Source organism: Neptunomonas phycophila, assembly GCF_001922575.1.
Taxonomy (GTDB): Bacteria; Pseudomonadota; Gammaproteobacteria; order Pseudomonadales; family Balneatricaceae; genus Neptunomonas; species Neptunomonas phycophila.
Genome location: NZ_MRCI01000001.1, coordinates 2,450,998 through 2,475,834, shown reverse-complemented (window position 1 = coordinate 2,475,834; position 24,837 = coordinate 2,450,998). Strand labels below are relative to the sequence as shown.

The window sequence follows — 24,837 nt, the reverse complement described above, 5'->3', positions numbered from 1 at the left end:
TTACATGATTTATAAACAGGGGATTTTCATGTCAGATACACAACCTATCGCTTTTACTTCGATTCCGGTCGTCAACATTGCTGATCTGTGGAGTGATTCGTTAACCGATCGTAAAAAAGTTGCCTTCAAAATGGGTCAGGCGGCTAGCGCAGTTGGTTTTTTGTATGTGACGGGTCATGGTATTCCGGCTGACAAAATTAAGGCTTTACGTGAGGCTAGTCGGCAGTTTTTTGCTCAACCCTTAGAGCAGAAGATGCAGTACTACATTGGTGCATCTAAAAGTCATAAAGGGTTTGTACCAGAGGGCGAAGAAATTTATGGCAGCGGTAAACCTGATAAAAAAGAAGCCTTTGATGTAGGTTTTCAGGCTCCTGATGATCATCCGCTTGTCTTAAAAGGGACGCCTCTTATTGGTGCTAATGAGTGGCCTGATCTGCCTCAATTTAGGGCGTCTATATTAGATTATTACGAATCCGTTTTCGCATTAGGCCGCAAACTGTTCTCTGGATTTGCACTGGCGCTTAATTTACCTGAAGACCATTTTGAATCCATGGTGACTTGCCCGCCGTCAAAACTTCGCCTTATTCATTATCCGTTTAATGCAGACGCAGAAGACCGCCCTGGTATTGGGGCGCATACGGATTATGAGTGTTTCACCATGCTTTTATCAGACCAACCTGGTTTGGAAGTGATGAATGAAAAAGGCGATTGGGTTGATGCGCCACCTTTAGTTGAAAATGGTGAAGAAGCGCTGGTTATAAATATTGGTGACATGCTGGAAGTGTTAACAGCTGGCCAGTTTATTGCTACATCGCATCGTGTCCGTAAGGTTAGCCAAGAGCGTTATTCATTTCCGTTATTTTTTGCTTGCGATTACCACACATTGATTAAGCCGCTTCCGCAATTTGATTCACAGGAGCAATCCTACAAAGAGTTAAGCATTGGCGAGCATATGTATAGCCAAGCATTGCAGACTTATCGTTATTTACGAGAAAAAGTAGCCAATGGCGAAGCCGCATTACCTGAACGCGCAACGGGAGTAGCGACGTTTGGACATTTAAAAAAGCATAAAAATTAATCGTAACGACAAAACCGAGATCAATAGATCTAAAAGGAGCTTTACTATGAAAATGACAACATCATTACTACTTGCTGGTATCTCCACGTTAGCGACTCTTGGTGCAAGCCAAATGACGCATGCTGAAGGGCTAATGTCAGCGGATACGTTAAGCGTTGGTATGGAAGTGAGTTACCCACCGTTTGAATCGTATAAAGACGGTAAAATTGTAGGCTTTGATCCAGAGATTTCGGCTCTTTTAGCGGCCAAAATGGGAGCTAAGCCACAGTTTAATGATACCAAGTTCACCAGCTTAATTTTGGGGCTAGGATCGAATAAATTCGACGCGGTGATTTCTGGAATGTACGTGACGCCTGAACGAGTAAAAATTGCAGACGCGATTCCATACGCGAAAACCGGCGCCTCGATTATGGTGCTTAAAGGCGCTGAGGTTCAGCCTAAAACCGAACAAGATTTATGCGGTATGAAAGTAGGTTTACAGCAGGGAACAACTTGGGTAAAAGCGTTGAATGATTTATCGGCAGACTATTGCCTGCCAAATGGTAAAGAAAGTATTACGGTTCAAGAGTTCCCTTCAGCGCCAGAAGTATCTCAGGCTCTTTTATCACGTAACGTTCAAGCGCAAATGGAAATTGCTGGTGCGGCAAAAATGTTTGCTGAACGCACAAAAGGGCGTATCGAAATTAGTTCGCCAGATCTCGTTTATCCACAGACTCTGGGCATGTATGTGAAAAAAGACAACGCGGCTCTTAAAGCAAGCCTTGAAAGTGCGCTGTCAGCAATCAAGGCTGATGGTTCTTACATGGCATTAATTGAGAAGTACGAACTTACACCGGTTAACGACTAACCCCATTCATTTAAGACATAACTAATACGATTTAGGTAGGAGCAGCTATGAGCTTAGATTGGGAATATTTCTTCTCGTTATTCACGATGAGTGCATTTTGGAAGGCATGCGTCACCGTGGTGTTAATTAGTACATTATCGTGGGGGATTGGTCTCGTTTTAGGCTTCTTTATCGCTTCTGCCAAAATGTCTTCACATAAATGGTTGAACCTACCAGCAAAGACCTTCGTTTGGTTCTTTCGCAGCGTGCCTTTGCTGGTTGTTTTAGTGTTTGTTTACAATTTGCCTCAGCTTTTTCCGTCCACTGGCGCCTTCCTGGGGGTGCCTTTCATCGCAGGTTTGGTGAGCTTGGTGGTCACAGAAGCCGCTTACATGGCAGAGATTCACCGTAGCGGCTTACTTTCTGTTGCTAAAGGGCAAAAGGAAGCGGGCCATGCGTTAAATATCAGTTATTTGGGTATTCAACGCTTGATTGTTATTCCACAAGCGATTCGTATTTCTATGCCGACGCTGATTAATGAATACGTCACTATTATTAAGTTGAGCTCGTTGGTGTCGGCTATCTCTTTACCCGAGCTTTTACAAACGGGTCAGCGTTTATATGCACAAAACTTCTTGGTACTAGAAACCTTGTTGGCTGTTGCAGTGTATTACGTATTGATTGTGACGGTTTTTGGTTCGGTTTTGCAGTGGATTGAGCGGCGGATGGACGTTCCGTCACGTGCGCCACAGACCTTAAATGATGATCGTTGTAATGAGTTGCGTGATACCGCGTTGCCTATGCCTATCCGGGAGCCATCCCAGACAGCAGGTGCTCCGCCGGCATTACAGTTACGTGATATACGCAAGTCTTATGGCGAACATACGGTGTTGCAGGGGGTTAATCTAAAAATTAAAGAAGGGGAAGTCGTTAGCATTATAGGCCCTTCAGGTTCTGGTAAAACGACCTTGATCCGTACAATTAATAAGCTCGAAACGATTGATAGTGGTGAGATAGTGTTGTTTGGTGAAGATTTTATAAAAGACCAAAACAACACGAATCCAACGGTGCTACGAAAAGGTATGCTAAGGATTGGGATGGTGTTCCAGAGCTTTAACCTTTTCCCTCATATGACAGTATTAGACAACATTATGATGGCGCCGCGCTATCACGGTAAACCCAGTGATTCCGAACTCAACCGTAAACAAGCTTATTATTTGTTAGACCGAGTTGGTTTGTTGGCCCATGCCGATAAATATCCTCACCAGTTATCCGGTGGTCAACAGCAGCGTGTTGCAATCGCCCGTACATTGGCCTTATCACCCGATATTATTTTATTTGATGAACCTACCTCCGCGCTGGATCCAGAGATGGTCTCTGAAGTGTTAAAAGTGATCCAAGATTTAGCGAAAGAGGGTATGACAATGATTATTGTAACCCATGAAATGGACTTTGCACTGAGCGTTTCTGATCGTGTGGTCATGATGGAGCATGGTGTGATCCAATTAAATGCGGAACCGACGGCTATTATTGATGAGCAAAATCAGCAAATCGAGTATGTCCGCATGCGTGAGTTTATGGGGAGAAGCGCGTGATGAATCATTTACCTGAGAGCGAAACCGTTCTACGTGAGCAGTTAGCGGCCGCTTATCGCTTAGCTGCCATGATGGGGTGGGAAGACACCATTTATACACATTTTTCGGTGAGGCTTCCTGGCGCGGGTGAGCCTCGTTTCTTGATCAACCCGTTCGGTTTAATGTTTGATGAAATATGTGCCAGTGACCTTATTGTGGTTGATGTGAATGGTCGTGTGTTGGACGGAAAATCCGATTACAATCTCGCCGGGTTTACGATACACAGTGCTGTGCATATGGCGCGTGATGATGCGCATTGTGTTATGCACACGCACACATTAGCAGGTATGGCTGTTGTCGCTTGTGAGCGGGGCTTGTTAAATCTTAATCAGATTAGCACTGAGTTCCATGGCCGCTTGGGGTATCACGAGTACGAAGGTGTTGCTTTTAACTTAGAAGAGCGGGCGCGTATCCAAACGTCTTTGGGTAACAATATCGCGCTCATGCTGAAGCATCATGGCTTGTTGAGTGTGGGGCAAAGTGTGGCAGATGCGTTTCAGATTATGTTTTACCTGAATCGGGCTTGCGAAATTCAGTTAGCTACGGCTCAATTAGCGTCGTTATCACCTATTAATGAGATTCCGGATTCATTAGCTGAACATGTGTGCGGGCAGTTTAAAGGTGTGGAACATGAACGCCATGTGGTTTGGGACGCATGGGTTAGAAAGCTCGACCGTCTAGACCCAAGTTATAAGGATTAAATGATGTCTCCTACTGTTCTAATTTCTATTGATGATGCTGAGCTTTCGAGCAGTTTGTTAATGGAGCTGGGTAAATTTGATGATATTACCGTGTGTCTGCCGCAGGACTCGAATGCTGGTGATGCTCAAATGGCGGTGTGCTGGCATCCTGATCAAGCATTATTGGATAAGTTTCCGCAGATACAATGTCTTCATTCTGCCGCGGCAGGTGTCGATCATTTAGGTCAAAGCTTGTTGGCGTCGGGTTTACCCGTTGCGCGTATCGTCGACCCCGATCAAAAGCAAGGCATGTTGGAGTATGTCCTTTGGTGTGTTTTAAATCACCATCGTGATTTTGATCGCGCTGTTAAGAATCAAGCTCAGCAACGATGGCATCTTTACCCACAGCTCCCTGCAAATGAGGTCCGAGTAGGGGTGATGGGCTTGGGTGAAATAGGAGCGCATGTAGCGACGGGCTTAGCACAGTTTGGTTACTCCGTATCGGGCTGGTCTCGCCGCCCTAAACAGCTTGAGCTCGTCTCAACTTTTTCTGGGCCGTCAGAATTTACGGGCTTTTTGGAGCAAGTCGATGTGCTGGTAAATTTGCTGCCGCTTAACCAAGCAACGCAAGGCATTCTTAACCGTTCATTGTTTCAGGCTCTGCCAAAAGGTGCGTGCTTGGTGAATACCGGGCGAGGTGGGCATTTGGTCGAAGCAGACTTGATAAGTGCTCTGGAAACAGGGTGGCTAAGAAGCGCGGTGTTAGATGTCTTTACCGCTGAACCTCTACCAGCTGATCATCCGCTTTGGACGACCGAGGGGGTGATTGTAACGCCTCATATGGCTTCTTCATCTTCAGCGGCCATGATCGCGCATCAAGTACATCATAACGTTTTGCGCTTTATTAAAGACCAACCACTACTGAATACCATTGACCGCACCTTAGGCTACTAAGCGTTTTTCTTTTTGTACTCGTCTAAGATCGAAGTTCTACGCTTCGGTCTTAGTCTTTAGTATAACGTCTCTGTAAAACTTGCAATGCACTTTTGCGATATTGAAATAAAAAAAACACAATTCCTTGGCTTGTTACTCGCTGTCTTTTATCAGTAGACTTGTCCCATCTGTTAAAACCAATAGTTAAAATAACGATAAACTTAATAAATATAATGATGTTTCCTAAATCAGGTTGACGTTTTTGTTGATTTTTTTAAGGTTTCACAGGGTAAACTTTTGGCTATTTCTATTACTCCTTCGTATTCTAAATTTTTTTTCCATGCAACGGCTGTTGTTGTTTTGGTACAGGCTATCTATTTCTACAACTCACTAGTGGGGTGGGTTCATCTGCCGTTGCTTGTCCTGTTCATGATGGTTGTGGATGTCTACAAGTTTGAGCGCAGGGATATTAAGTTAGAGATGTTAACCTTGTTAAGCTTCTCTTTACTCGCTGTTATTACTATTTTTATGGAAAAAATCGGCTCTGTTGGTTTGTATATAGCCAATATGTTGCTGTTAGTTATTTGTTTGCAATGTATTTTATTGGTTTATAAAACCTTTAATTTGTTTAGGTCTGATGAGGAATTTAGTTTTATTAATGATGCTAATAAAAAGATTGCTAATAATAAAAAAATGTTTATGCCAATCTTTTTAATAATAGTACAAGTGTGTCTTGTGTGTGTTGCAGTGCTTGTTGTTCTTAGAATTATAAAAAGTTAAGGAGAAAATGAATGGACATTATAGCGGTTGTTCTATCGCTGGTGTTGTTAATGTACTTTGCTTACCGCGGGGTGACGGTGCTTGTGTTGGCTCCGTTATTAGCAATGGGCACAGTGTTTGTAACCGGTGATTTCCCTATGCTGGTGGCATGGACAGGCAAATTTATGCCTGCTGCCGCAAACTATATTCAAACCTACTTCCCGGTATTTTTAACCGGTGCTATTTTCGGGAAATTGATGGGGGCCAGTGGGTGTGCTCGCTCAATAGCGCGTTTTATCTCTGAAAAATTTGGCAAAGAAAGAGCGATAGCGGCTGTTATTATTGCCACGGGCTTGCTGGTTTATGGGGGTGTTTCTTTATTTGTTGTGGTATTCGCTATTTATCCTATTGGTGCTTCGTTATTCCGCGAGGCGACCATCCCTAAGCGTTTTTTACCGGCGGCGATTGCAGCGGGGGCGTTCACCTTTGCAATGACTGCAATCCCGGGGACACCGCAATATATCAATACAATTCCGATTCCTGTCTTTGGAACTGATATCTACGCCGCTCCTATGATCGGTTTGATAGGTGCTGCACTGATGTGCATAGGTTCTATTGCTTGGTTAAATTTACGCTCTTCTAAAGCGATGGCTAAAGGCGAAGGGTACGGTGATCACCCGGACGAAAATATCCGCATAGATGGCGATGTGCCAGCGGTTTGGTTGGCATTTTTGCCGATTGTTCTGGTTTTTATTATTAATTTTGTGCTGACCAATGGTTACTTCAAAAGTGAAGCGGCGGTTGAGCGCTATGCCTCTTTTGGTGGGATTAATGGTATCTGGTCGGTCGTTGTTGCTTTGTCTGTTGCTATTGTTCTGTTGCTGGTGGTGTTTAGAAAACGCATTGCTGAGCCTAATCAGGAAGTGTTCGATGGGGCTGTTGGTGGGCTTTTACCTATCTTTAATACCGCTTCAGAAGTGGGCTACGGCGGTGTAATCAAATCACTAGCCGTTTTTGCGGGGATTAAAGCCGCTATTATGGCGATTCCTGGACCACCGTTAGTGGTTGTAGCGGTATCTACTACGCTCTTGGCCGGTATTATTGGTTCGTCGTCAGGCGGTACGGCCCTTGCGGTGGAAGCGTTAGGCCCCGACTTTTTAGCGTTGGCAACGGCTAATGGTATCGACCCCGGTGTTATCCATCGAATAATGATTATGGCGGCAGGCGGTTTAGACACGCTACCTCATTGCGGTGCGGTTATTACATTGCTGGCCGTGACCAAGCTCAACCACAAGCAGTCTTACTTTGATATTGCTATCTGTACGATGGCTATCCCGTTAATTGCGACTACTATCGTGATCGTGCTTGCAACGTTGGGCGTGGTGTAGGGGAAACATAAAGCAGCCTTCAACCTATATGAGGGCTGCTATTATTCATGCTTGCTGTTTTTCCAGCTCTTCTATTTTTGCCCAAATCTCCTCCGCTTCTTTTGTTAACATCGCGTATCCTTGAATGTCGCCATTGCGCTGTGCATTCATAGCATCTTCTAGTTTTTCATCATGCTGCTTGCGGAGTTTTTTGCTGGGGTTGGATTTGAAAAAAGAGAACATATCATCGCCTATTGAATGATTGATAATTCATATCTATACGTGTCAGTCTTGTTTTAGATATATTTTTTAATCGAGCGATTAGCATCTCACAGGGAATCAATGAGGAGAAATGATGGTCTCGAAATTACCGCGCTGGGTTGAATACGGGGCTTTTATTCTTGCGTTAATTGCCGGTTGTGTAAATGCAATCGGTTTGCTGGGTTTTGAGCATCAGTCGGTATCTCATTTGTCGGGTACCGCAACTTTGTTGGGGACCAGCTTAGTCAACACATCCTTTACGGCTGCGTTGCATTTACTAATGATCTTAGTGTGCTTCTTTTTGGGCGCTTCACTGTCTGGCTTTTTACTGCATGGTAGCGCACTCAAGTTAGGGCGGCATTATGATACGGCGCTGTTAATCGAAGCCGTATTGCTGTTGGGCGCTATCTTTTTGCTATCGCATGAACTCTCGTATGGTCATTTTTTAGCATCGGCTGCTTGCGGTTTACAAAATGCGCTGGCTACCACTTATAGCGGGGCTGTTGTTCGAACGACTCATGTGACGGGGATTTTTACGGACTTGGGGATAATGGTTGGTGAAAAGCTGCGAGGCGAGCGTTTTGATAAGCGCAAAGCTATTTTATTTTTGCTGATTATTACCGGGTTTATTGTGGGGGGTGTCGTGGGCGCTTTACTGTTTGTTATGTGGCGCTTTTACGCGTTACTGGTCCCTGCGGTTATCTGTTTGATGTTGTCTGTGTGGTATCGAATTTACAGTTATCAGGCGCTCAGGTCGGAGCGCGCAGACGGCCATTGAGTGGGCGCAACTGCGTTGGTTAACGACTAGGCCAGCTTGTTTTCTTCTGACATTAGACTCCAAAAAGCATTGACCATCGGGTTTTTTAAGCTCTTTTTTAGAGTGAATAACCCGATGTCATAAGGTTCTAATTCCGGTTGTACGTCCAGCACTTTGATTCGATCAACCAGTGGGCTGTTATCCAATACGATTTTAGGGACGACACCAATACCGAAGCCTAAACTAACCATACTGACAATGGCCTCATTGCCGGTTACCTGCGCATAGATTGTCGGTGTAATGTCTAGTTTACGAAACCAGGTGTCTACCCGGTTACGGGACACGCCACCTTCTGACAAAATCATGGGTACATTGGCCCATTGTTTGGCCGTAGTGGGCGGATGGGTAGGTACGTTGGGTACGTGTTGTTCGGCGGGTGCTATAAATAACAAAGGCGAGACAGTGATATGTTTAAACACTAGGCCGTGGGCTACGTTAGCAGGCTTGGCTGCAATAGTAATATCTTCTTTACCATCCAGTATGCGTGATACCGCGTGTTCGGGGTCGCCTGTATGGAGTTTTATCTCAATGCCGGGATGCGCTATGCGAAAGCGGTTAAGTAAATCAAACAAAAAACTATAGCTGGCGGTTACCGAGCAATAAAGGCTAATTTCACCGTGAAGCTGATCGCTATTGTCGGTTAGCTCATGCCGAATCAGGTTCCATTGGCTGCTGGCTTCACGCGCATAGGCCAGAAATTTTTCGCCTTCTAGCGTCAGCGCTACCATACGATTGTCGCGGTTAAATAAAGCCACGCCAACTTCTTCTTCGAGTTGTCGAATATTTCGCGATAGGGCTGAAATGCTGATATTGCACTCTTCGCTAGCGCGCCCAAAATGTAACGTATCCGCCAACGCTAAGAAGTGTTTGATTGTTCGTGTATTCATGGTGCCATTGTAACGGATAAGAAAGCACCAAATATAGGAATCATTGCATAAAGTGGGACGTAATATTGCGTTTATATCAATTTACGAAAGGTTGTCTTTTCTATAGAGTAGCCACCACTTAATAATTTATGCATTTTTGTACCGCAACCTCATCGATGCTGGCTTGGCTGATATGAGAATGGTGGTTAACAAGGGTGTAATACTTTTTCAATCTCGGTGTGCTTTGCTACCACGATTGATCACAACAAGTTAATGGATGTGTTTAACATGGCTAATTATTTCAATACGCTGCCACTGCGTGAGCAACTTGCTCAACTGGCTAAATGTCGTTTCATGGATATGTCAGAGTTTTCTGACGGTGTTGAAGCGCTTAAAGGCAAAAAAATTGTTGTTATCGGTTGTGGCGCTCAGGGCCTTAACCAAGGTTTAAACTTGCGCGATAGCGGTTTAGACGTGTCCTACACACTGCGTGCTGCAGCAATTGCTGAGAAGCGTCAGTCATGGAAAAACGCTACTGAAAATGGTTTTACTGTTGGTACATACGAAGAGCTAATCCCAACAGCCGATGTTGTTCTTAACTTAACGCCGGATAAGCAGCACACACCCGTTGTTACTGAAATTATGCCATTGATGAAGAAAGGCGCTTGCTTGTCTTACTCACATGGTTTCAACATCGTAGAAGAAGGCATGAAAATCCGTGAAGACTTGACGGTTATCATGGTTGCACCTAAGTGCCCTGGTTCTGAAGTACGTGCTGAATACGTTCGTGGTTTTGGTGTTCCTACCCTGATTGCTGTTCACGAAGACAATGACCCTAAAGGTGAAGGTTTAGCGTTGGCTAAAGCTTACGCTGTAGGTACTGGCGGCCACAAAGCCGGCGTATTGATGTCTTCTTTCATCGCTGAAGTAAAATCTGACTTGATGGGTGAGCAAACTATCCTATGTGGTATGTTGCAAACGGGTTCTATTCTTTGCTTTGACAAAATGGTTGAAGAAGGTATCGACCCAGGTTACGCATCGAAGTTGATTCAGTACGGTTGGGAAACAATCACTGAAGCACTTAAGTATGGTGGCGTGACTAACATGCTAGATCGTCTTTCTAACCCAGCTAAGATCAAAGCATTCGATCTTTCTGAAGAGTTGAAAGAAATCATGCGCCCACTGTATAACAAGCACCAAGATGACATTATCGACGGTACTTTCTCACGCGTAATGATGGAAGACTGGGCTAACGATGACGCTAACTTGCTGAAGTGGCGTGCAGAAACAGCCGAAACTAATTTCGAAAAAACACCAGCTGGCGATGTTGAAATCTCTGAGCAAGAGTTCTTCGACAACGGTATTTTGATGGTTGCTATGGTTAAAGCAGGCGTTGAATTAGCATTCGAAACAATGACAGCGGCGGGTATCATTGCTGAATCTGCTTACTACGAGTCTTTACACGAGACTCCTCTGATTGCTAACACAATCGCACGTAAGAAGTTGTACGAAATGAACGCAACAATTTCTGATACAGCAGAATACGGTTGCTACTTGTACAACCATGCTTGCTTGCCGTTGCTAGGCGACTTCATGAAAGGCATCAAAACAGACGTTATCGGTAAAGGCTTAGACCTTGACGATACCGGTGTTGATAACGCTCGTTTGATCGAAGTTAACACAGCGTTGCGCAGCCACCCGGTTGAAGCGATTGGTGCTGTTCTTCGTGGCCACATGGCTGACATGAAGAAAATCGTTTAATCGACTCGTTACTCCTGACCGATATGTTCGGTAGGTGTTGAGATTAAAAAAGGCTGAGACTGATATCTCGGCCTTTTTTGTGGACTGCTATTGATTAGGATATCTGCGTTATGGATACTTCAATTTGCCTGGAAAATGTAACAGTAAACTTTGATGACCGCTTTTTATTAAGCGAAGTTAATTGGACCATTGAGCCAAACCAGCATTGGGTCATAACGGGCACGAATGGCGCAGGTAAGTCAGCGTTAGCCGCAGTTTTGGCTGGGGTTGGCGATATCGAGTCGGGTGGGGTATCGGGTCTTCCGTCACGGGTCGGTGTTGTTTCCTTTGAAGAGCAAGCCGACCTTATTGCGGCTGAGCTAAAAAAAGATGATGCTGACATCATGGATGTTATCTCAGAGGGAACACCGGTTAAGGAGATGATATTCGAGGGATGCCAAGACCCAGAGCTAGCCAATGAGTTAGTGAGTAAGTTTGGCTTAAGCGGATTATTAGAACGTGCTTTTCGTAAACTCTCTACCGGTGAAAGCCGAAAAGTTATGTTAATCCGCGCGCTCACAAGTAAGCCTGACCTGCTGATCTTAGACGAGCCTTTTGATGGTTTAGATGCCGCGACCTTATCTATGTTGCAGGCGCATTTGGCAACGCTTATCTCCACTGTATCTATGGTTTTTGTGCTGAATAGATTTGACGAAATGCCAGACTTTATTACGCATGTCGCTTACGTAGAAAAAGGGCGTTTACCTCATACCGTTTGCCGTGATGATGAGTCGGCGTTTAGCGAGTTGTATCAACTTTTGCATTTGAAAACCACTGACCTCAGTGTCCCCGAAGCCGATCCAGAAACGGCGTTGCCCGCGCTAGACCCCACTCAGCCTTTAGTGCGTTTGACAGACATCACCATCAAGTATGGTGATACGGTAATTGTGGATAAGTTGAATTGGACAATCGAGCCTAATCAACATTGGCAACTCAGTGGCCCTAACGGTAGTGGCAAGACCGGCATTTTGTCGTTAATTACGGGCGATCACCCTCAGTGTTATGTAAATGATATCTTTGTATTTGGCTTTAAACGCGGCAGTGGCGAAAGTATTTGGCAAATAAAGCAGTTTATAGGATACGTTTCTACGGCATTACAGTGGGAATACCGCGTCAGTACTAGCTTGCGAAATGTCATCATCTCTGGTTTTTACGACAGCATTGGGTTGTACAGTAAATGCACTGACCGCCAAAAGAAAATTGCTGACCAGTGGCTCGCTTTATTGGGGATGCAGGATCGCGCCGATCAGCCCTTTAATAAATTGTCTTACGGTGACCAGCGGTTATTATTAATTGCCAGAGCCATGGTTAAACATCCGCCTTTACTGATACTGGATGAGCCGTGTTTAGGGCTAGACGATATGAACCGCCAGTTGGTGCTGGCCTTGATTGAGAAAATTTGCGCCGGTTCTGAAACGGCTGTGTTGTATGTTAACCATCACCCAGAAGATCAGATAGCGGGTATTGATAATTATTTGGCGTTGACTAAGAACGAATGAGCACCGTCAGCAATGAGCCACTTTTACAGAGGCTCATTGCTGGTTAGTTGTTATTAGGCCGTAACCAGTGTTTGCTTGTTGTCTAGCCAACCGCTTAGCCGAGTTAGCAATAGTGCAATGATGACAATAATGCCACCTACCCATGCTGTGTCTATAAGGCTGTATTGGTCGACAATGTGACCACCGATTATAGCGCCTAACGCAATGCCTACATTAAAAGCGGCAATGTTTAACCCTGAAGCGACTTCTACGGCATGTGGCGCTTCGCGCTCAGCTATTTGCACCACATATACTTGCAGGCCAGGTACGTTGCCAAACGCAAATGCACCCCATATTAGTACCGTTCCTAAAGCGAGTAAGGGGTAGGGAGCTGTGAAGTAGAATATAAACAGCACACCTGAAAGCGCTGTGAAAATAGTGGTTAGTGCCGAAACAGGCCCGACTTTATCAGCCAGTTTACCACCCCAAATATTTCCCGCTGCTACTGAAACTCCGTAAACCAGCATGATTAAAGCAATGCTTGATTGGGGAAAGCCACTAACAGACTCTAAAATAGAAGCAAGAAAAGTAAAGGCAACAAAGGTGCCGCCATAACCTATCGCCGTCATCGCATAAACCAGTAGCAGTCTAGGCTTGAGAAGAACAGAAACCTGCTTCACGATACTAGCGCTGGGTGAGCTTTTTAGGTTGTTAGGTACGAGTATAAAGCTTCCAATTAGCGCAATTATCCCCAACGTTGAAACAACAAGAAACGTCGCACGCCAGCCAAAATGTTGACCTATCCATGTCCCTAAAGGAACACCGGTTACCAATGCTACGGTCAGGCCGGTGAACATGAGGGCGATTGCGCTCGCTTCTTTGTCCTTTGATACTAGGCGGGTAGCGATGGTAGAGCCAATAGAAAAGAATACGCCATGAGCTAGCCCTGTGAGGACCCTAGCCATAATGAGCGCTTCATAATTAGGTGAGCTCCACGCTAATAAGTTGCCTATAATGAACAAGCTCATTAAGGCGAGTAACAGCCATTTTCTATTTAGCTTCCCTGTTAACGCTGTGAGCACTGGGGCGCCCACAGCAACCCCTAATGCATAAAGACTTACGAGAAGACCTGCGCTGGGTAGGGTTACGGAAAGGTCATTGGCAATCGTGGGAATTAACCCCACAATGACAAATTCTGTTGTACCGATGGCGAAGGCGCTTAGGGTAAGCGCCCAAAGGGCAAGCGGCATAATCTGTACTCCTAATAAAGTTGTAATAGGAGGCAGTATGAAGTGTTTTAATATTTGCAAAAATAGCATTAGTTCCAAAATACTTTATCATTTGGTGCAATAATATGAGCGGAATCCGATCTAAAACAGAAGATCTAGAGATCTTGTTAGCCGTGGCTGATCATGGCGGTTTTTCTGCCGCCGCTGCCGTCCTTGATCTTCAGGTAGCTAAAGTGTCCCGTGCTGTTGCTCGTTTAGAGTTAGAACATGGCTGTAGCTTTTTTACACGAACGACTCGCAAAGTGAACCTAACGCCGGAAGGCGAGCAATTTATAATGGCAATTCGCCAAGCTATGGACAGTATTGCCGCTGCCGAGTTTGCGTTAGCTGAGCAAAAGGTACGTCCTAGCGGACGCCTGCGGGTTGATGCTGCGAGTCCGTTTGTGCTCCATCAATTAGTTCCCTTGATTAAGCCATTTAGGGAAGCACACCCTGAAATTGATTTAGAGCTTGTGTCTAATGATCGAATTATTGATCTCATTGAGAAGCGGACAGATCTTGCTGTGCGAATAGGTGAGTTATCAGATTCGGGGCTGAATGCGACGTTCTTAGGAAGAAGCCGCTTACATCTTGTCGCTTCTCCTGCTTATCTAGCTCAAAATGGTGAGCCTGCAACGCTGGCAGACCTTGATCAGCATGAAGTGATCGGCTTCTCTGATAATCCCAACTTAAATAAGCTATACACCTCTCCGCCTACGGTATTACCCGTAAGCCTTAGTGCAAGTAGCGGGGAAACGGTTCGCCAATTATGTTTGGCGGGTAATGGTATTGCTTTGCTGTCTAATTTTATGGTGAAAAAAGACTTGGATGAAGGGCGTTTGATTAAGGTGTTAGGTGATATCAAAGACAGCCCGAACCCCAGGGAGCTGGTTCAGGCTGTGTACTACAAACATACTATGCTTGCCTCACGCATTGAGGCGTTTTTGTCTTTCATTAAAACGAATATTAGTTTGTGATAAAGCCAGTTTTATTAATTTAAAACCGCATCTATATCTGCCGCATCATGGCGCTCGGCTAATTGTTCGTCTCCCCAAGTGCGGTTAACGATGCGTCCACGTTGCACGGCAGGGCGCTGTTCAATTTGCTTGGCCCAACGTAATACATGGGTATAGCTTTTAACGTCTAGAAACTCCGCCGCGTTGTATAAATTACCCAATACTAAGTTGCCATACCAAGGCCAGATTGCAATATCGGCTATCGAATATTCCTCGCCTGCAATATAGCTGTTGTTAGCTAGTTGCTTATCTAATACATCTAATTGGCGCTTAGTTTCCATCGTGAAGCGGTCAATGGGGTACTGCATTTTATAAGGTGCGTAGGCATAGAAATGTCCAAAGCCACCACCTAAATAGGGGGCTGAGCCCATTTGCCAAAACAGCCAATTACGGCATTCGGTTTTACCTGCGTGGTCATTAGGCACCAGCGCGCCAAATTTATCGGCGAGGTACTGCAAGATAGAGCCAGACTCAAAAAGGCGAGTGGGCGGTGTTGTGTTGTGATCCATCAAAGCAGGGATCTTGGAGTTCGGGTTTACTTCTACAAAGCCAGATGAGAATTGATCGCCGTCACCGATCTTGATTAGGTGGGCATCGTATTCCGCTTCGGCAAAGCCCAATGCTAATAGTTCTTCGAACATAATGGTGACTTTTTGGCCGTTGGGTGTGGCCAGTGAATAAAGCTGGAACGGGTGTTTACCTACCGGAAGTGTTTTTTCGTGCGTTGCGCCTGAAACCGGCCGATTAGTTTTTGCCCATTCTCCACCGTTTTCTGGATCCCATTCCCATACTGTTGGTGGTGTATATTCGTTGCTGCTCATGTGCTGCTCCTAATTATTAGCTTACGCGAACAATGCTGGATGGCTTGTTGAGTGCGTCAGTTTTGATGTGAGTTTATCTTATTCAGGCTAGAGGGCATTGTTAAGTAGGGGGATTGCATAAGTCTGTTGAGAGAAAAATTTAATAATAAGTTATAAATAAATTGAAATAACAAATGATAATCACTAGCATTACTATTTGTTGTTTAAATGAACTTTTCCCTTTTTTAGGAGTCTATATGTCCCTCTGCCGCAGTGCATATCCTGCTAGCCAGCCCAGTTTTTTAGCTCAACGTATCAGGGAAGCCGCCCTAATCGTGCCGTGTTTATTGCTTAGCGGTAATGTGCTGGCTGAGGATAATAGTCAAAATGACCTGCAGGAGCTGCAAGCCTTACAAGTTACAGACTCTGAAATTACATCTAGTTATATTGCGCCTTCAGAACAAACAGGCTCCTATCAAGTTAAACGCTCTGCTGCAGCTACAGGTTTAGCGATCGATATTAAGGAAACACCGCAAACAGTGTCCACCATCTCCAGCCAGGCAATGAAGGACTTCTCTGTTGCCAGTGTGAGTGATGCGTTAGCGCTAATTCCCGGGGTTGTGGTAAACAAGGTCGAGACGGATCGCGTGTATTTCACGTCACGTGGTTTTGACATTATGAATTTTGAAACTGACGGAGTAGGAGCGGCTTTAGGGGATACGCCCACCAGCAATTTTGATGCGTTTATGTATGACCGTATTGAGGTGCTCAAGGGAGCTAATGGTTTAACGGCTGGAGTGGGGAACCCATCCGCAACGGTTAACATGATTCGCAAACGTCCTACTTACGAAACACAGGCGTCCATTGCTGCTACGGTGGGTTCTTGGAATACCAGACGCCTTGAAGCTGATGTATCCGGTAGCTTAAATGAGGAAGGCACAGTCCGTGGGCGAGCGGTCATTGCTAAGCAGAGTAAAGAGTCGTATTTAGATCGCTATGAGAAAGACACCACCTTAGGCTATGGCGTCATTGAAGTCGATGTGACAGAAAAGGACTTATTAACGTTCGGCTACGATCAACAGCGCAATAATGCAAACAGCCCTATGTGGGGGGCGTTACCATTAACGTATGATGATGGTAGCTACACCGATTATGATGTGTCTACTTCCACAGCGGCTGATTGGTCATACTGGGATACAAAGAAAGAAACCTATTTTGCCCAGTGGCAGCACTCATTTGATAACGGGTGGGAAGCGACGGCAAGCGTAGATCACACGTCCACCAAGCAAGACTCAAAGTTGTTTTATGTCTATGGCTCACCCGTTGCTGGTAGCGATCCGGAAGTAGGGCTTCTCGCATACCCATCCGCTTATGAGCAAGACTTATCGGTCACCCAGTTCAATGTCAATGCGACAGGCCCCTACACCTTAGCCGGGCGCGAGCATTTGTTAGCTATAGGTGCAACGGCGGCGCGAATGAAAAATAGCCAGTTATCTGGATATGGGTCACGTTTGGGGTACCCCGTTCCAGATTTGAATACATGGGATGGCTCTTTTGAAGAGCCAGATATCTATGGTAACGGGACTAGCGGCGGCACGTTTAATGACCGCTTGCGCAGCACGTACGTAGCGACTCGTATTGATGCTACTGATGCGTTAAATCTCTTTTTAGGGGGAAGCTACACAACGGTTAATACAAAAGGTGACTCGTATGGTAGTGAGCGAGATCGCGATGCATCGGAGGTGGTTCCGTATTTAGGCGCGATGTATAACTTAACCGATGATGTGGGTGTGTATGCGAGCTATACCGGTATATTTAATCCCCAAAATAAGCTGGGTACGGATAATGAATTACTCGATCCAGTCGAAGGTAAGGCGTATGAAGTAGGTGTTAAGGCCAGCTTGTTTGATGATCAGTTACTAGCGACCGCCGCCGTTTTTTACGCTGATCAGGATAACGTAGCCGGCAGTTCGACGGTCGGAGGAAACGGTCAAACTGTTTATACTACCGACGACACCAACTCACGGGGTATTGAGCTGGAAGTTTCTGGCCAACCGACCCCACGGATTAATCTCCTCGCCGGTTTTACACATGTTGATATAGTGGAATCAGGTACGAATGACAAAGTTCGCCTGTTCGAACCACGAAATGTGTTGCGTGTCAGCGGTACTTATCAAGTTCCCGGTGTTGATCAGCTTAAAGTAGGGGGTAGTGTGCGTTGGCAGAGTAAAACAACGACTGACTCCGAACTTTATACACAAGATGCTTATACACTGGTCGACCTAATGGCGAGTTATGAATTCAATGATAATTGGACGTTGTCTGGCAAAATTAATAACCTTACCGACGAGCGATATATTAACTCATTGTATTGGGAGCAAGGGTTCTATGGTGAGCCTCGTAACGCCACTGTTACTCTGACATGGAACTATTAAGTAGTGTTTAGCTATTAGCCATTCAGCAATTTATTAGCCCGCTCTATGCGGGCTTTTTTGTGTGTAAAAATAAATACGATGCTGAGTAAATAAGCGTTGTTTGTGAAATCACAGCTCGCATAGAATAGCTTCTTTTTTTGGTTGGAAGCAGGATCATGCCTAAAGCATCAGAGCTTAAAAAAGGCCACGTCGTTGAGATCAACGGCACCTTGTATGTCGTTCAAAAAATAGATGTGCACAGCCCGTCATCTCGTGGTGCACAAACACTCTATAAAGTGCGTTTCAATCAAGTACCTCATGGTGGGAAGTACGAGGAGACCTTCATCGGAACAGATATGATTAAACAGGCGTCACTGGAACGTCGTTTAGTCTCCTACCTCTATCGTGAAGATGATCTACTGACGTTTATGGATCAGGAAGATTACAGCCAATACAGCTTGAATGAAGCGACCATTACTGACGAAATCGATTTTATTAGCGATGGCATGACAGGCATATTAGTTTTGCTGGTAGATGGTAACCCCATTGGAATCGAGCTGCCCAATACGGTGGTTATGGACGTTGTTGAGTGCATGCCGGGCATGCAATCAGCCAGTGCTACGGGGCGTACTAAACCGGCTAAATGTAGCAATGGCTATGAACTGCAGGTGCCGGAATACACAAAAGAGGGCGATAAAATTAAAGTGAATACCGAAACGGGTAAGTTTATTAGCCGTGCTTAAACTAGCTTATATAAGCTCTTCTTTTTGATGGCTGGGTAAAGGGTGCAACACCTTTGTTTGAGTTATGTGTTGCCTCTTTATTTTAGGTAGTTCCATCTTTCTTTACGCTAAACTGACGAAAACTATGTTTTAGCTTTTTCTTTTAAAAAGCAATAAGTTACTATGCATTAAATGCCTGTATGCCGTCATAAAACTATCTTGATTTTTTGTTAGCATCGCGTGTTTTAATTTAAATCTGAAGGAAATAAGGAAGTTACATGTCTGATGCTCACACACTATTGAAATCTAGTAGCGGCTTAATAGCTAAAGCGGTAGTTGGTGTTATTGTTATTCTCGCGCTGGTTTACGTTATGTCTAAGTCTTTCTTTTATGCAGAGCCGGGTTATATCTACCATGTGCGGACGGTGACAGGGAGTGAGGCTGTAGTCACAGAGGTAGGTTATAAATTTTACCCTTTTGGTCGCTATAACTCTTGGAAGCGAGCGATGACAGTTCAAGCGTCATCTGGGTCGAGTGTTAACGCTATTCGAGCCGAGAAAGACTCCGATAACGAATCCGCGAGCCTTCCTCCACTGAGTATTATGTTTTTAGATCAGGTGGATGCACATGCGGAAGCCACGGTGCGTTTTTCGATTCCTTCAGATGAAGTTTCATTTTTAAAACTAGCGCATGAATACCGTTCGCCAGAAAACTTATTGCGTACGGCTTTACTGCCCGCTTTTAAAGAGACACTGCAAGCAAATGCGTCTTTGATGGCGGCAGAAGAGTACTACGCTGGTGGCCGGACGGAGTTTAACTCTGAGTTCGAAAACCAAATGAGCAACGGTATTTTTCTTGTAAAACGTGAGGAGGTTTCAGTGCGTTCAACCCGCTCTGCTTCGGGTTCTGCTAACGCGGCGCTAGGCACCGAGCAAGAACAATACGGTGAAGATTCAAAAACGGTCTTTCTTGTGAATAAGGTGATAGGTCCAGATGGCCAGCCTCGTCGTAAATCACAACGCTTTACTGATTTTGGAATAACGGTTGTTTCGGCTTTAGTGACGGACATGAAACCAAACCAGAAATTTATTGAGCGGATGCAGCTTAAACAAAAAGCTTCGGCTGACCGTGCAATAGCCCGTGAACAACGTGTTCAAGAGGAAGAACAGAGGCTGTTGGCAATCGCGCGTGGTGAACGTGAAGTGGCTGAGCGTCAAGCCAAGGCGAAAGTTGAGCAAATCCAAAAAACGACAGAAGCAGAAACGGATAAGCAGTTAGCAATCACCGGAGCTGAGAAGCTAAAAGCAGAAGCTGCCATATCTAAAGAAACGGCCGAAATTAACTTAGAAAAAGCCCGTGTAGAAGCTGAAACACGCCGCACGCTAGCCGATGCAGAAGCTTATCAAAAAGAAGTGATTCTTCAGGCCGATAACGCGTTGGCCCAAAAGTTAGAAGCCGAGGTGCAAATTCAGCGCTTATGGGCAGAAGCGTTTGCTAAACGTAATGTGCCAACAAATGTATTTGGCGGCGGAAATGGCGGTGCACCTGTGGGTAACGATGCTGAAACTAAAGCGTTCATGCAAATGTTGACCTTGGATGCAGCTAAACGCTTAAACTACGACCGTGAAGTAACCAAATAAGTCAGTAGTGAGCCTTATCGGATACGCTTAGGTGTCCGATAAGGTTTGTTTAACCTAGACTACTTACTTGTTATGACATCAAAAAAGTCCCGCCTAGATCGGTTTCTTAGCCGTCATTTATCCGTTAAACGCTCAGACATTCGCTTAGTGTTAGCGCAAAAGCGCGTGAGTGTTGATGGAGTTATTGCCACCGATATGCAGCAACCTATTGATCAGTTCTCGCGTATAGAGCTGGACGGTAACTTACTGCAAGCACAACAGCCTTGTTATGTAATGATGCATAAGCCGGTAGGTGTCGTCAGTGCCACAAAGGATGATATCCACAAAACTGTACTTGACCTACTCCGTTTAGAGCACCCTGAGCAGAGTTGGGATGATGTCCATATTGTCGGGCGATTGGATCTTAATTCGTCAGGCTTGTTGCTGTTGACCAACCATGGTGATTGGTCGCGTAAAATGATGTCTCCGGATCATAAGGTTACCAAGGTTTATGACGTGACATTGGGTAACCCAGTAGATATAGAACGCTATCGTGAAGCCTTTAAGCAAGGGATGCATTTTGCTTACGAGGACATAGTTACGTTACCTGCCGAGCTGGAACAAATATCTGAATATGTTGTTCGTGTTTGCTTAGTCGAGGGGAGATATCATCAAATTAAACGAATGTTTGGACGCTTTCGTAACCCTGTTATAAAACTGCATCGTATCTCTATTGGTTCGATTCATCTCGACAGAACGCTCTTGCCGGGGCAAAGTCGCCTGTTAACCGATGACGAAGTTAACGCTATTACGCTTAAGTAGTTGTTTTGCTGCCCTAATTGTCGCCTATCCCACATACAGCACGTATTTAAGTCTATAATGCCATTTTTTACGCCGGTTTCCGGTTTTAGGGTTTGGTAATGTTTACATTCTTTTGTCGTTTATGTTTTAAGTTACAGGGGTGGAAAATTGTAGGGGCGCCGCCTGCGGATATATCGCGCTCAGTAATGATTGGCGCACCACATACCAGCAATTGGGACTTTATTTTTACCATGGCTGCCGCTGATATTTTAAATGTGCCACCTCCGCGGTTTACGATAAAACAGGAGTGGATGCGTTTTCCATTCAATTTATTGCTTGGCCCGATGGGTGCGATTCCTATTAATCGTTCTGCACGCAACGACGGTGAGAAAAGGCCTAATATGGTTGGCCAAATGGTAGAGTATATCGAGAAGTCTGATGAGATTACGGTGCTTGTTACACCTGAGGCGACGCGGGCTGCGGTGACTCGCTGGCGTACGGGTTTTTATCAGGTTGCTCTGCAAGCTAACGTACCTATCTTGCTAGGTTATTTGGATTATAAAAAGCGCGAGGCAGGGGTAGGCGGGGTAATTTATCCCAGTGGTAATATCGAGGAAGATTTGCGTAAAATTTGGGATTTTTACAACACAGTGACTCCCAAATTTCCCGAATGCTACACCAAGATGTGAGTGCGTTCGCTTACTTTTTGAACAATAACTGATCAAAACAAAGAGGGAGCAATAGGCTCCCTCTTTGTTTGTTATTGGAACGTTTAGTGAGCTTGCAGTGCGTTTAGAACACCAGCAAACCGATGGAAATAATTACTCCTGATCCGATTAAAGCCATAACGCAATAGCCCATGACATCTTTTGCTCCCAGGCCTGCAATCGCTAAGGCTGGTAAAGCCCAAAATGGCTGAATCATATTAGTCCACGCATCGCCCCAGGCAATAGCCATCGCTGTTTTGGCTGCATCCACACCCAGTGCTTCACCTGCAGGCATCATAACTGGCGCTTGAACGGCCCATTGTCCACCACCAGAAGGAACGAAGAAGTTAACAATCCCTGCACTTAAAAACGTGAATAGTGGGAATGTTGTTTCGTTAGAAATAGAGACAAACATCTCGGAGATAGCTCCCGCTAGCGATATGCCTGAGTCTCCTGTGGCTGTCATCATCCCCATAATACCGGCGTAAAACGGAAACTGAAGCAAGATGCCCGCGCAGTTGCGAGCGCCTTCGGATACCGAGTTTAATAAGCTTTTAGGCGTGCCATGCAGCAATATAGCGGTAAATAAAAATGTGAAGTTTACAATATTGAGGTTGAGCGCAAACCCGTTTTCTACAAAATAGTAAATAATGTAAGCGTAGCCCAAAATACCCAGCAGCAAAGACAACAAGCGGCTGTTTTCTAAGCGTTCGGCTGGCGTCATATGCTCCTTTTTAGGCGCTTCCTGGTTTTGCTCTTGTAAGAGTGATGGGTCAATAGTGATGGTATCTTGAGGTGCTGGATGCATTAAGCGGTTTAACAATGGAATTGCGACAAACATAGCCGCTAAAATGGCTAAGTTCATGGTAGAAAATAGTGTTTCTGAAGTAGGAATTGCCGCTGTTACGGCGCCGTTAGTTACGGTTTCTATGTTGGTGCCACTAGCAATGGCTAGCGGGATAGAACCGGATAAACCTGCATGCCAGAATAGAAAACCACTGTAGGCGGCCGCAATTAATAATCGATAGTCCACTCCTCTCACTTTAGCGGCTAATTCACGTGCAAAAATAGCACCGATAACTAAGCCAAATCCCCAGTTAATCCAGCAGGCAATTGCACTAATTGCGGTTACCAGCAAGATTGCCTGTCCAGGTGTTTTGGCGACACCAGCCAGCATTGATAACTTGCTTTTGAAAACAGGAGCGCTGGCCATTGCGTGGCCGGTTACGACAACCATCGCCATTTGCATAGAAAAGGTGAGTAAGCTCCAAAAACCGCCAGCCCATGCATTAACCACCTGCATAGGACCTTGGCCTGTACTGGGCATGACGAGGATGAAAACAACCAAGGTAAGTATGGCTGCGAATATAAATGGGTCGGGTAGGTAGCGTTGAATGATGGTAACGAAAAACTGGCTCATGCGTTGCAGAGCTGATCGTTGTTCAGCAACTGTATCCATTGTTTTTTCCTGAGGTATTATGATTATTGTAGGATTACTGACTTGGCAGTCAGAAGTTTAGGGTTTTGAGTATATCAACCCGCCCCATGTTAGGGTGGGAAGTTATTGTTTCCTATTGGAAACAATGTTTTTCCAGTGGTGAGGTCAGTGTTAATAGACTTATACCTCATAAAAAAGGGAAGCGTTATGCTTCCCTTAGTTCATTGCTGAGGCATTTAAGCGGCTAATACTTTACTAATAGCGCGCTCTAGGGCTGCCATGCCCGCTTTAACGTCATCATCTGGGATGATGAGCGACGGAGCCATCCTAAGAACATTAGGGCCTGCAACCAAAATCATCAGGCCTTCTTCACGAGCAGCGGCTAAAAATTGTTGTCCTTTACCGTGCCATTCTTCAATCAACTCAGCACCCAATAGCAAACCTTTACCGCGCACTTCTTTAAAAATGTGATGTTTCGCATTAATGGCTTCTAGCTCGGATTTAAAGAGAGCGCTTTTGGCTTCTACTTGACCGAGCACATCAGGCGAGTTGATTAGATCGACCACTGTTTCAGCGACGGCGCAGCCCAAAGGGTTACCGCCATAGGTACTGCCGTGCGTACCAAATACAAAACTGGCAGCTACTTTATCCGTCGTTAACATCGCGCCGATGGGGAACCCGTTACCCAGCGCTTTGGCAGTCGTTAGGATATCGGGCGTCACGCCCAGGTTCATGTACTCATAAAAAGCGCCGGTGCGGCCAACTCCGGTTTGGATTTCATCAAAAATGAGCAGTGCATTATATTGATCGCATAGCTCTCTAACCGCTTGTGCAAAACCTGGTGCCGCCGGGATAACGCCACCTTCACCTAAAATAGGCTCCATTACTACCGCACAAGTTTTATCAGAGATAGCGGCTTTGAGTGAATCAATATTGTTGTACTCAACATGGCTTACGCCTGCTGGAACGGGCTCAAAACCTTCGCAGTATTTTGGTTGCCCGCCAACGGTTACGGTAAATAAGGTGCGGCCGTGAAATGATTGTTTAAACGAGATGATTTCGTACTTATCATCTCCAAAATGATCGTGACCGTACTTGCGCGCTAATTTGAAAGCGGCTTCATTGGCTTCTGCACCGGAGTTGCTAAAGAAAACTTTGTCGGCAAATGTAATATCCGTCAGCTTTTTGGCCAAGCGAAGTGCTGGCTCGTTAGTAAAGATATTACTTAAATGCCACAGCTCATCAGCTTGAGTTTTTAGCGCATCTACAACGGCCGGGTGGTTGTGACCCAATGCGGTGACAGCAATCCCCCCCGTGAAATCGACATACTCATTGCCGGCTTGATCCCATACTCGTGAACCGCGTCCGCGAACTGGCACCATCTGTTGAGGGTTATAGTTGGGGACCATCACCTGATCGAATAAGGCGCGTGTGACGGGTTCTTTATGCATGGGGTGTTCCTCATTTCAGCGGATAAAAAAGGGTATCCGTGACCCAGTGATATAAAAAAGGTGCAAGCTTGTTTTGGCTACTTGAACCTCGTTCTTGTTTTC

The 24,837-nt window shown here is 45.3% G+C and carries 22 protein-coding genes; 16 read left to right on the top strand and 6 right to left on the bottom strand.

The features are described 5' to 3' along the window. The first annotated feature begins 28 nt into the window (after positions 1–28). From BS617_RS11220 to BS617_RS11190, 7 genes are all read left to right on the top strand, one after another. The gene (locus BS617_RS11220) at positions 29–1,078 is read left to right on the top strand and encodes an isopenicillin N synthase family dioxygenase (RefSeq protein WP_075172890.1); all 1,050 of its coding nucleotides are present in this window, start codon (positions 29–31) and stop codon (positions 1,076–1,078) included. A gap of 46 nt (positions 1,079–1,124) precedes the next feature. Further along, positions 1,125–1,925 carry an ABC transporter substrate-binding protein gene (locus BS617_RS11215; protein WP_139303159.1) on the top strand — a complete coding sequence of 267 codons (801 nt, stop codon included), beginning with the start codon at positions 1,125–1,127 and terminating at the stop codon, positions 1,923–1,925. A 47-nt stretch (positions 1,926–1,972) separates the two neighbouring features. Next, positions 1,973–3,499, top strand: a complete 1,527-nt coding sequence (locus BS617_RS11210; RefSeq protein WP_075172889.1) for an ABC transporter permease subunit — start codon at positions 1,973–1,975, stop codon at positions 3,497–3,499. Further along, positions 3,499–4,239 (top strand): class II aldolase/adducin family protein, encoded by a 741-nt coding sequence (locus BS617_RS11205; protein ID WP_075172888.1) that lies wholly within the window; start codon positions 3,499–3,501, stop codon positions 4,237–4,239. Before BS617_RS11210 ends, BS617_RS11205 begins: the two co-directional genes overlap by 1 nt. After that, entirely contained in the window at positions 4,240–5,172 is a 933-nt protein-coding gene (locus BS617_RS11200) for a 2-hydroxyacid dehydrogenase (protein WP_075172887.1), read from the top strand. Positions 5,173–5,448: 276 nt separating this feature from the next. Further along, positions 5,449–5,931, top strand: a complete 483-nt coding sequence (locus BS617_RS11195; protein WP_075172886.1) for a hypothetical protein — start codon at positions 5,449–5,451, stop codon at positions 5,929–5,931. A gap of 11 nt (positions 5,932–5,942) precedes the next feature. Next, positions 5,943–7,298 carry a GntP family permease gene (locus BS617_RS11190; protein WP_075172885.1) on the top strand — a complete coding sequence of 452 codons (1,356 nt, stop codon included), beginning with the start codon at positions 5,943–5,945 and terminating at the stop codon, positions 7,296–7,298. A 45-nt stretch (positions 7,299–7,343) separates the two neighbouring features. On the opposite strand, the gene BS617_RS18160 is transcribed toward BS617_RS11190, so the two are convergent. Beyond that, the gene (locus tag BS617_RS18160; RefSeq protein ID WP_139303158.1) at positions 7,344–7,520 is read right to left on the bottom strand and encodes a DUF6435 family protein; all 177 of its coding nucleotides are present in this window, start codon (positions 7,518–7,520) and stop codon (positions 7,344–7,346) included. Between the two features lie 109 nt (positions 7,521–7,629). On the opposite strand from BS617_RS18160, the gene BS617_RS11185 reads away from it, so the two are divergent. Next, on the top strand, positions 7,630–8,316 hold the full coding sequence (locus BS617_RS11185) for a YoaK family protein (RefSeq protein WP_246283250.1): 687 nt from the start codon (positions 7,630–7,632) through the stop codon (positions 8,314–8,316). Between the two features lie 26 nt (positions 8,317–8,342). On the opposite strand, the gene ilvY is transcribed toward BS617_RS11185, so the two are convergent. Beyond that, the gene (ilvY, locus tag BS617_RS11180; RefSeq protein WP_075172883.1) at positions 8,343–9,242 is read right to left on the bottom strand and encodes an HTH-type transcriptional activator IlvY; all 900 of its coding nucleotides are present in this window, start codon (positions 9,240–9,242) and stop codon (positions 8,343–8,345) included. A 267-nt stretch (positions 9,243–9,509) separates the two neighbouring features. Here ilvY and ilvC point away from each other — a divergent pair, with 267 nt between their 5' ends. Continuing rightward, entirely contained in the window at positions 9,510–10,982 is a 1,473-nt protein-coding gene (gene ilvC / locus BS617_RS11175) for a ketol-acid reductoisomerase (RefSeq protein WP_075172882.1), read from the top strand. A 110-nt stretch (positions 10,983–11,092) separates the two neighbouring features. Further along, entirely contained in the window at positions 11,093–12,520 is a 1,428-nt protein-coding gene (gene modF, locus BS617_RS11170; RefSeq protein WP_075172881.1) for a molybdate ABC transporter ATP-binding protein ModF, read from the top strand. Positions 12,521–12,573: 53 nt separating this feature from the next. Here the strand turns inward: modF and BS617_RS11165 are convergent, their stop codons facing one another. Next, positions 12,574–13,749 carry an MFS transporter gene (locus tag BS617_RS11165; RefSeq protein ID WP_075172880.1) on the bottom strand — a complete coding sequence of 392 codons (1,176 nt, stop codon included), beginning with the start codon at positions 13,747–13,749 and terminating at the stop codon, positions 12,574–12,576. Positions 13,750–13,853: 104 nt separating this feature from the next. On the opposite strand from BS617_RS11165, the gene BS617_RS11160 reads away from it, so the two are divergent. Further along, the gene (locus tag BS617_RS11160; protein ID WP_075172879.1) at positions 13,854–14,744 is read left to right on the top strand and encodes a LysR substrate-binding domain-containing protein; all 891 of its coding nucleotides are present in this window, start codon (positions 13,854–13,856) and stop codon (positions 14,742–14,744) included. Between the two features lie 14 nt (positions 14,745–14,758). On the opposite strand, the gene yghU is transcribed toward BS617_RS11160, so the two are convergent. Then, positions 14,759–15,604: a glutathione-dependent disulfide-bond oxidoreductase gene (gene yghU, locus BS617_RS11155; RefSeq protein ID WP_075172878.1), complete on the bottom strand. Its 846-nt coding sequence runs from the start codon at positions 15,602–15,604 to the stop codon at positions 14,759–14,761. 236 nt (positions 15,605–15,840) lie between these two features. Here yghU and BS617_RS11150 point away from each other — a divergent pair, with 236 nt between their 5' ends. From BS617_RS11150 to BS617_RS11130, 5 genes are all read left to right on the top strand, one after another. Then, positions 15,841–18,018 carry a TonB-dependent siderophore receptor gene (locus BS617_RS11150; protein ID WP_170870343.1) on the top strand — a complete coding sequence of 726 codons (2,178 nt, stop codon included), beginning with the start codon at positions 15,841–15,843 and terminating at the stop codon, positions 18,016–18,018. A gap of 155 nt (positions 18,019–18,173) precedes the next feature. Then, positions 18,174–18,740 (top strand): elongation factor P-like protein EfpL, encoded by a 567-nt coding sequence (efpL, locus tag BS617_RS11145; RefSeq protein ID WP_075172877.1) that lies wholly within the window; start codon positions 18,174–18,176, stop codon positions 18,738–18,740. Between the two features lie 257 nt (positions 18,741–18,997). After that, complete coding sequence (locus tag BS617_RS11140) at positions 18,998–20,359, top strand: SPFH domain-containing protein (protein WP_075172876.1); 1,362 nt, start codon at positions 18,998–19,000, stop codon at positions 20,357–20,359. Between the two features lie 45 nt (positions 20,360–20,404). Further along, the gene (locus BS617_RS11135) at positions 20,405–21,160 is read left to right on the top strand and encodes a pseudouridine synthase (RefSeq protein ID WP_346424309.1); all 756 of its coding nucleotides are present in this window, start codon (positions 20,405–20,407) and stop codon (positions 21,158–21,160) included. Positions 21,161–21,258: 98 nt separating this feature from the next. After that, entirely contained in the window at positions 21,259–21,828 is a 570-nt protein-coding gene (locus BS617_RS11130) for a 1-acyl-sn-glycerol-3-phosphate acyltransferase (RefSeq protein ID WP_075172874.1), read from the top strand. Between the two features lie 103 nt (positions 21,829–21,931). On the opposite strand, the gene BS617_RS11125 is transcribed toward BS617_RS11130, so the two are convergent. Both BS617_RS11125 and BS617_RS11120 read right to left on the bottom strand, forming a co-directional pair. After that, on the bottom strand, positions 21,932–23,305 hold the full coding sequence (locus BS617_RS11125) for a TIGR00366 family protein (protein WP_075172873.1): 1,374 nt from the start codon (positions 23,303–23,305) through the stop codon (positions 21,932–21,934). 215 nt (positions 23,306–23,520) lie between these two features. Continuing rightward, positions 23,521–24,735: an aspartate aminotransferase family protein gene (locus tag BS617_RS11120; protein WP_075172872.1), complete on the bottom strand. Its 1,215-nt coding sequence runs from the start codon at positions 24,733–24,735 to the stop codon at positions 23,521–23,523. Positions 24,736–24,837: the final 102 nt, after the last annotated feature.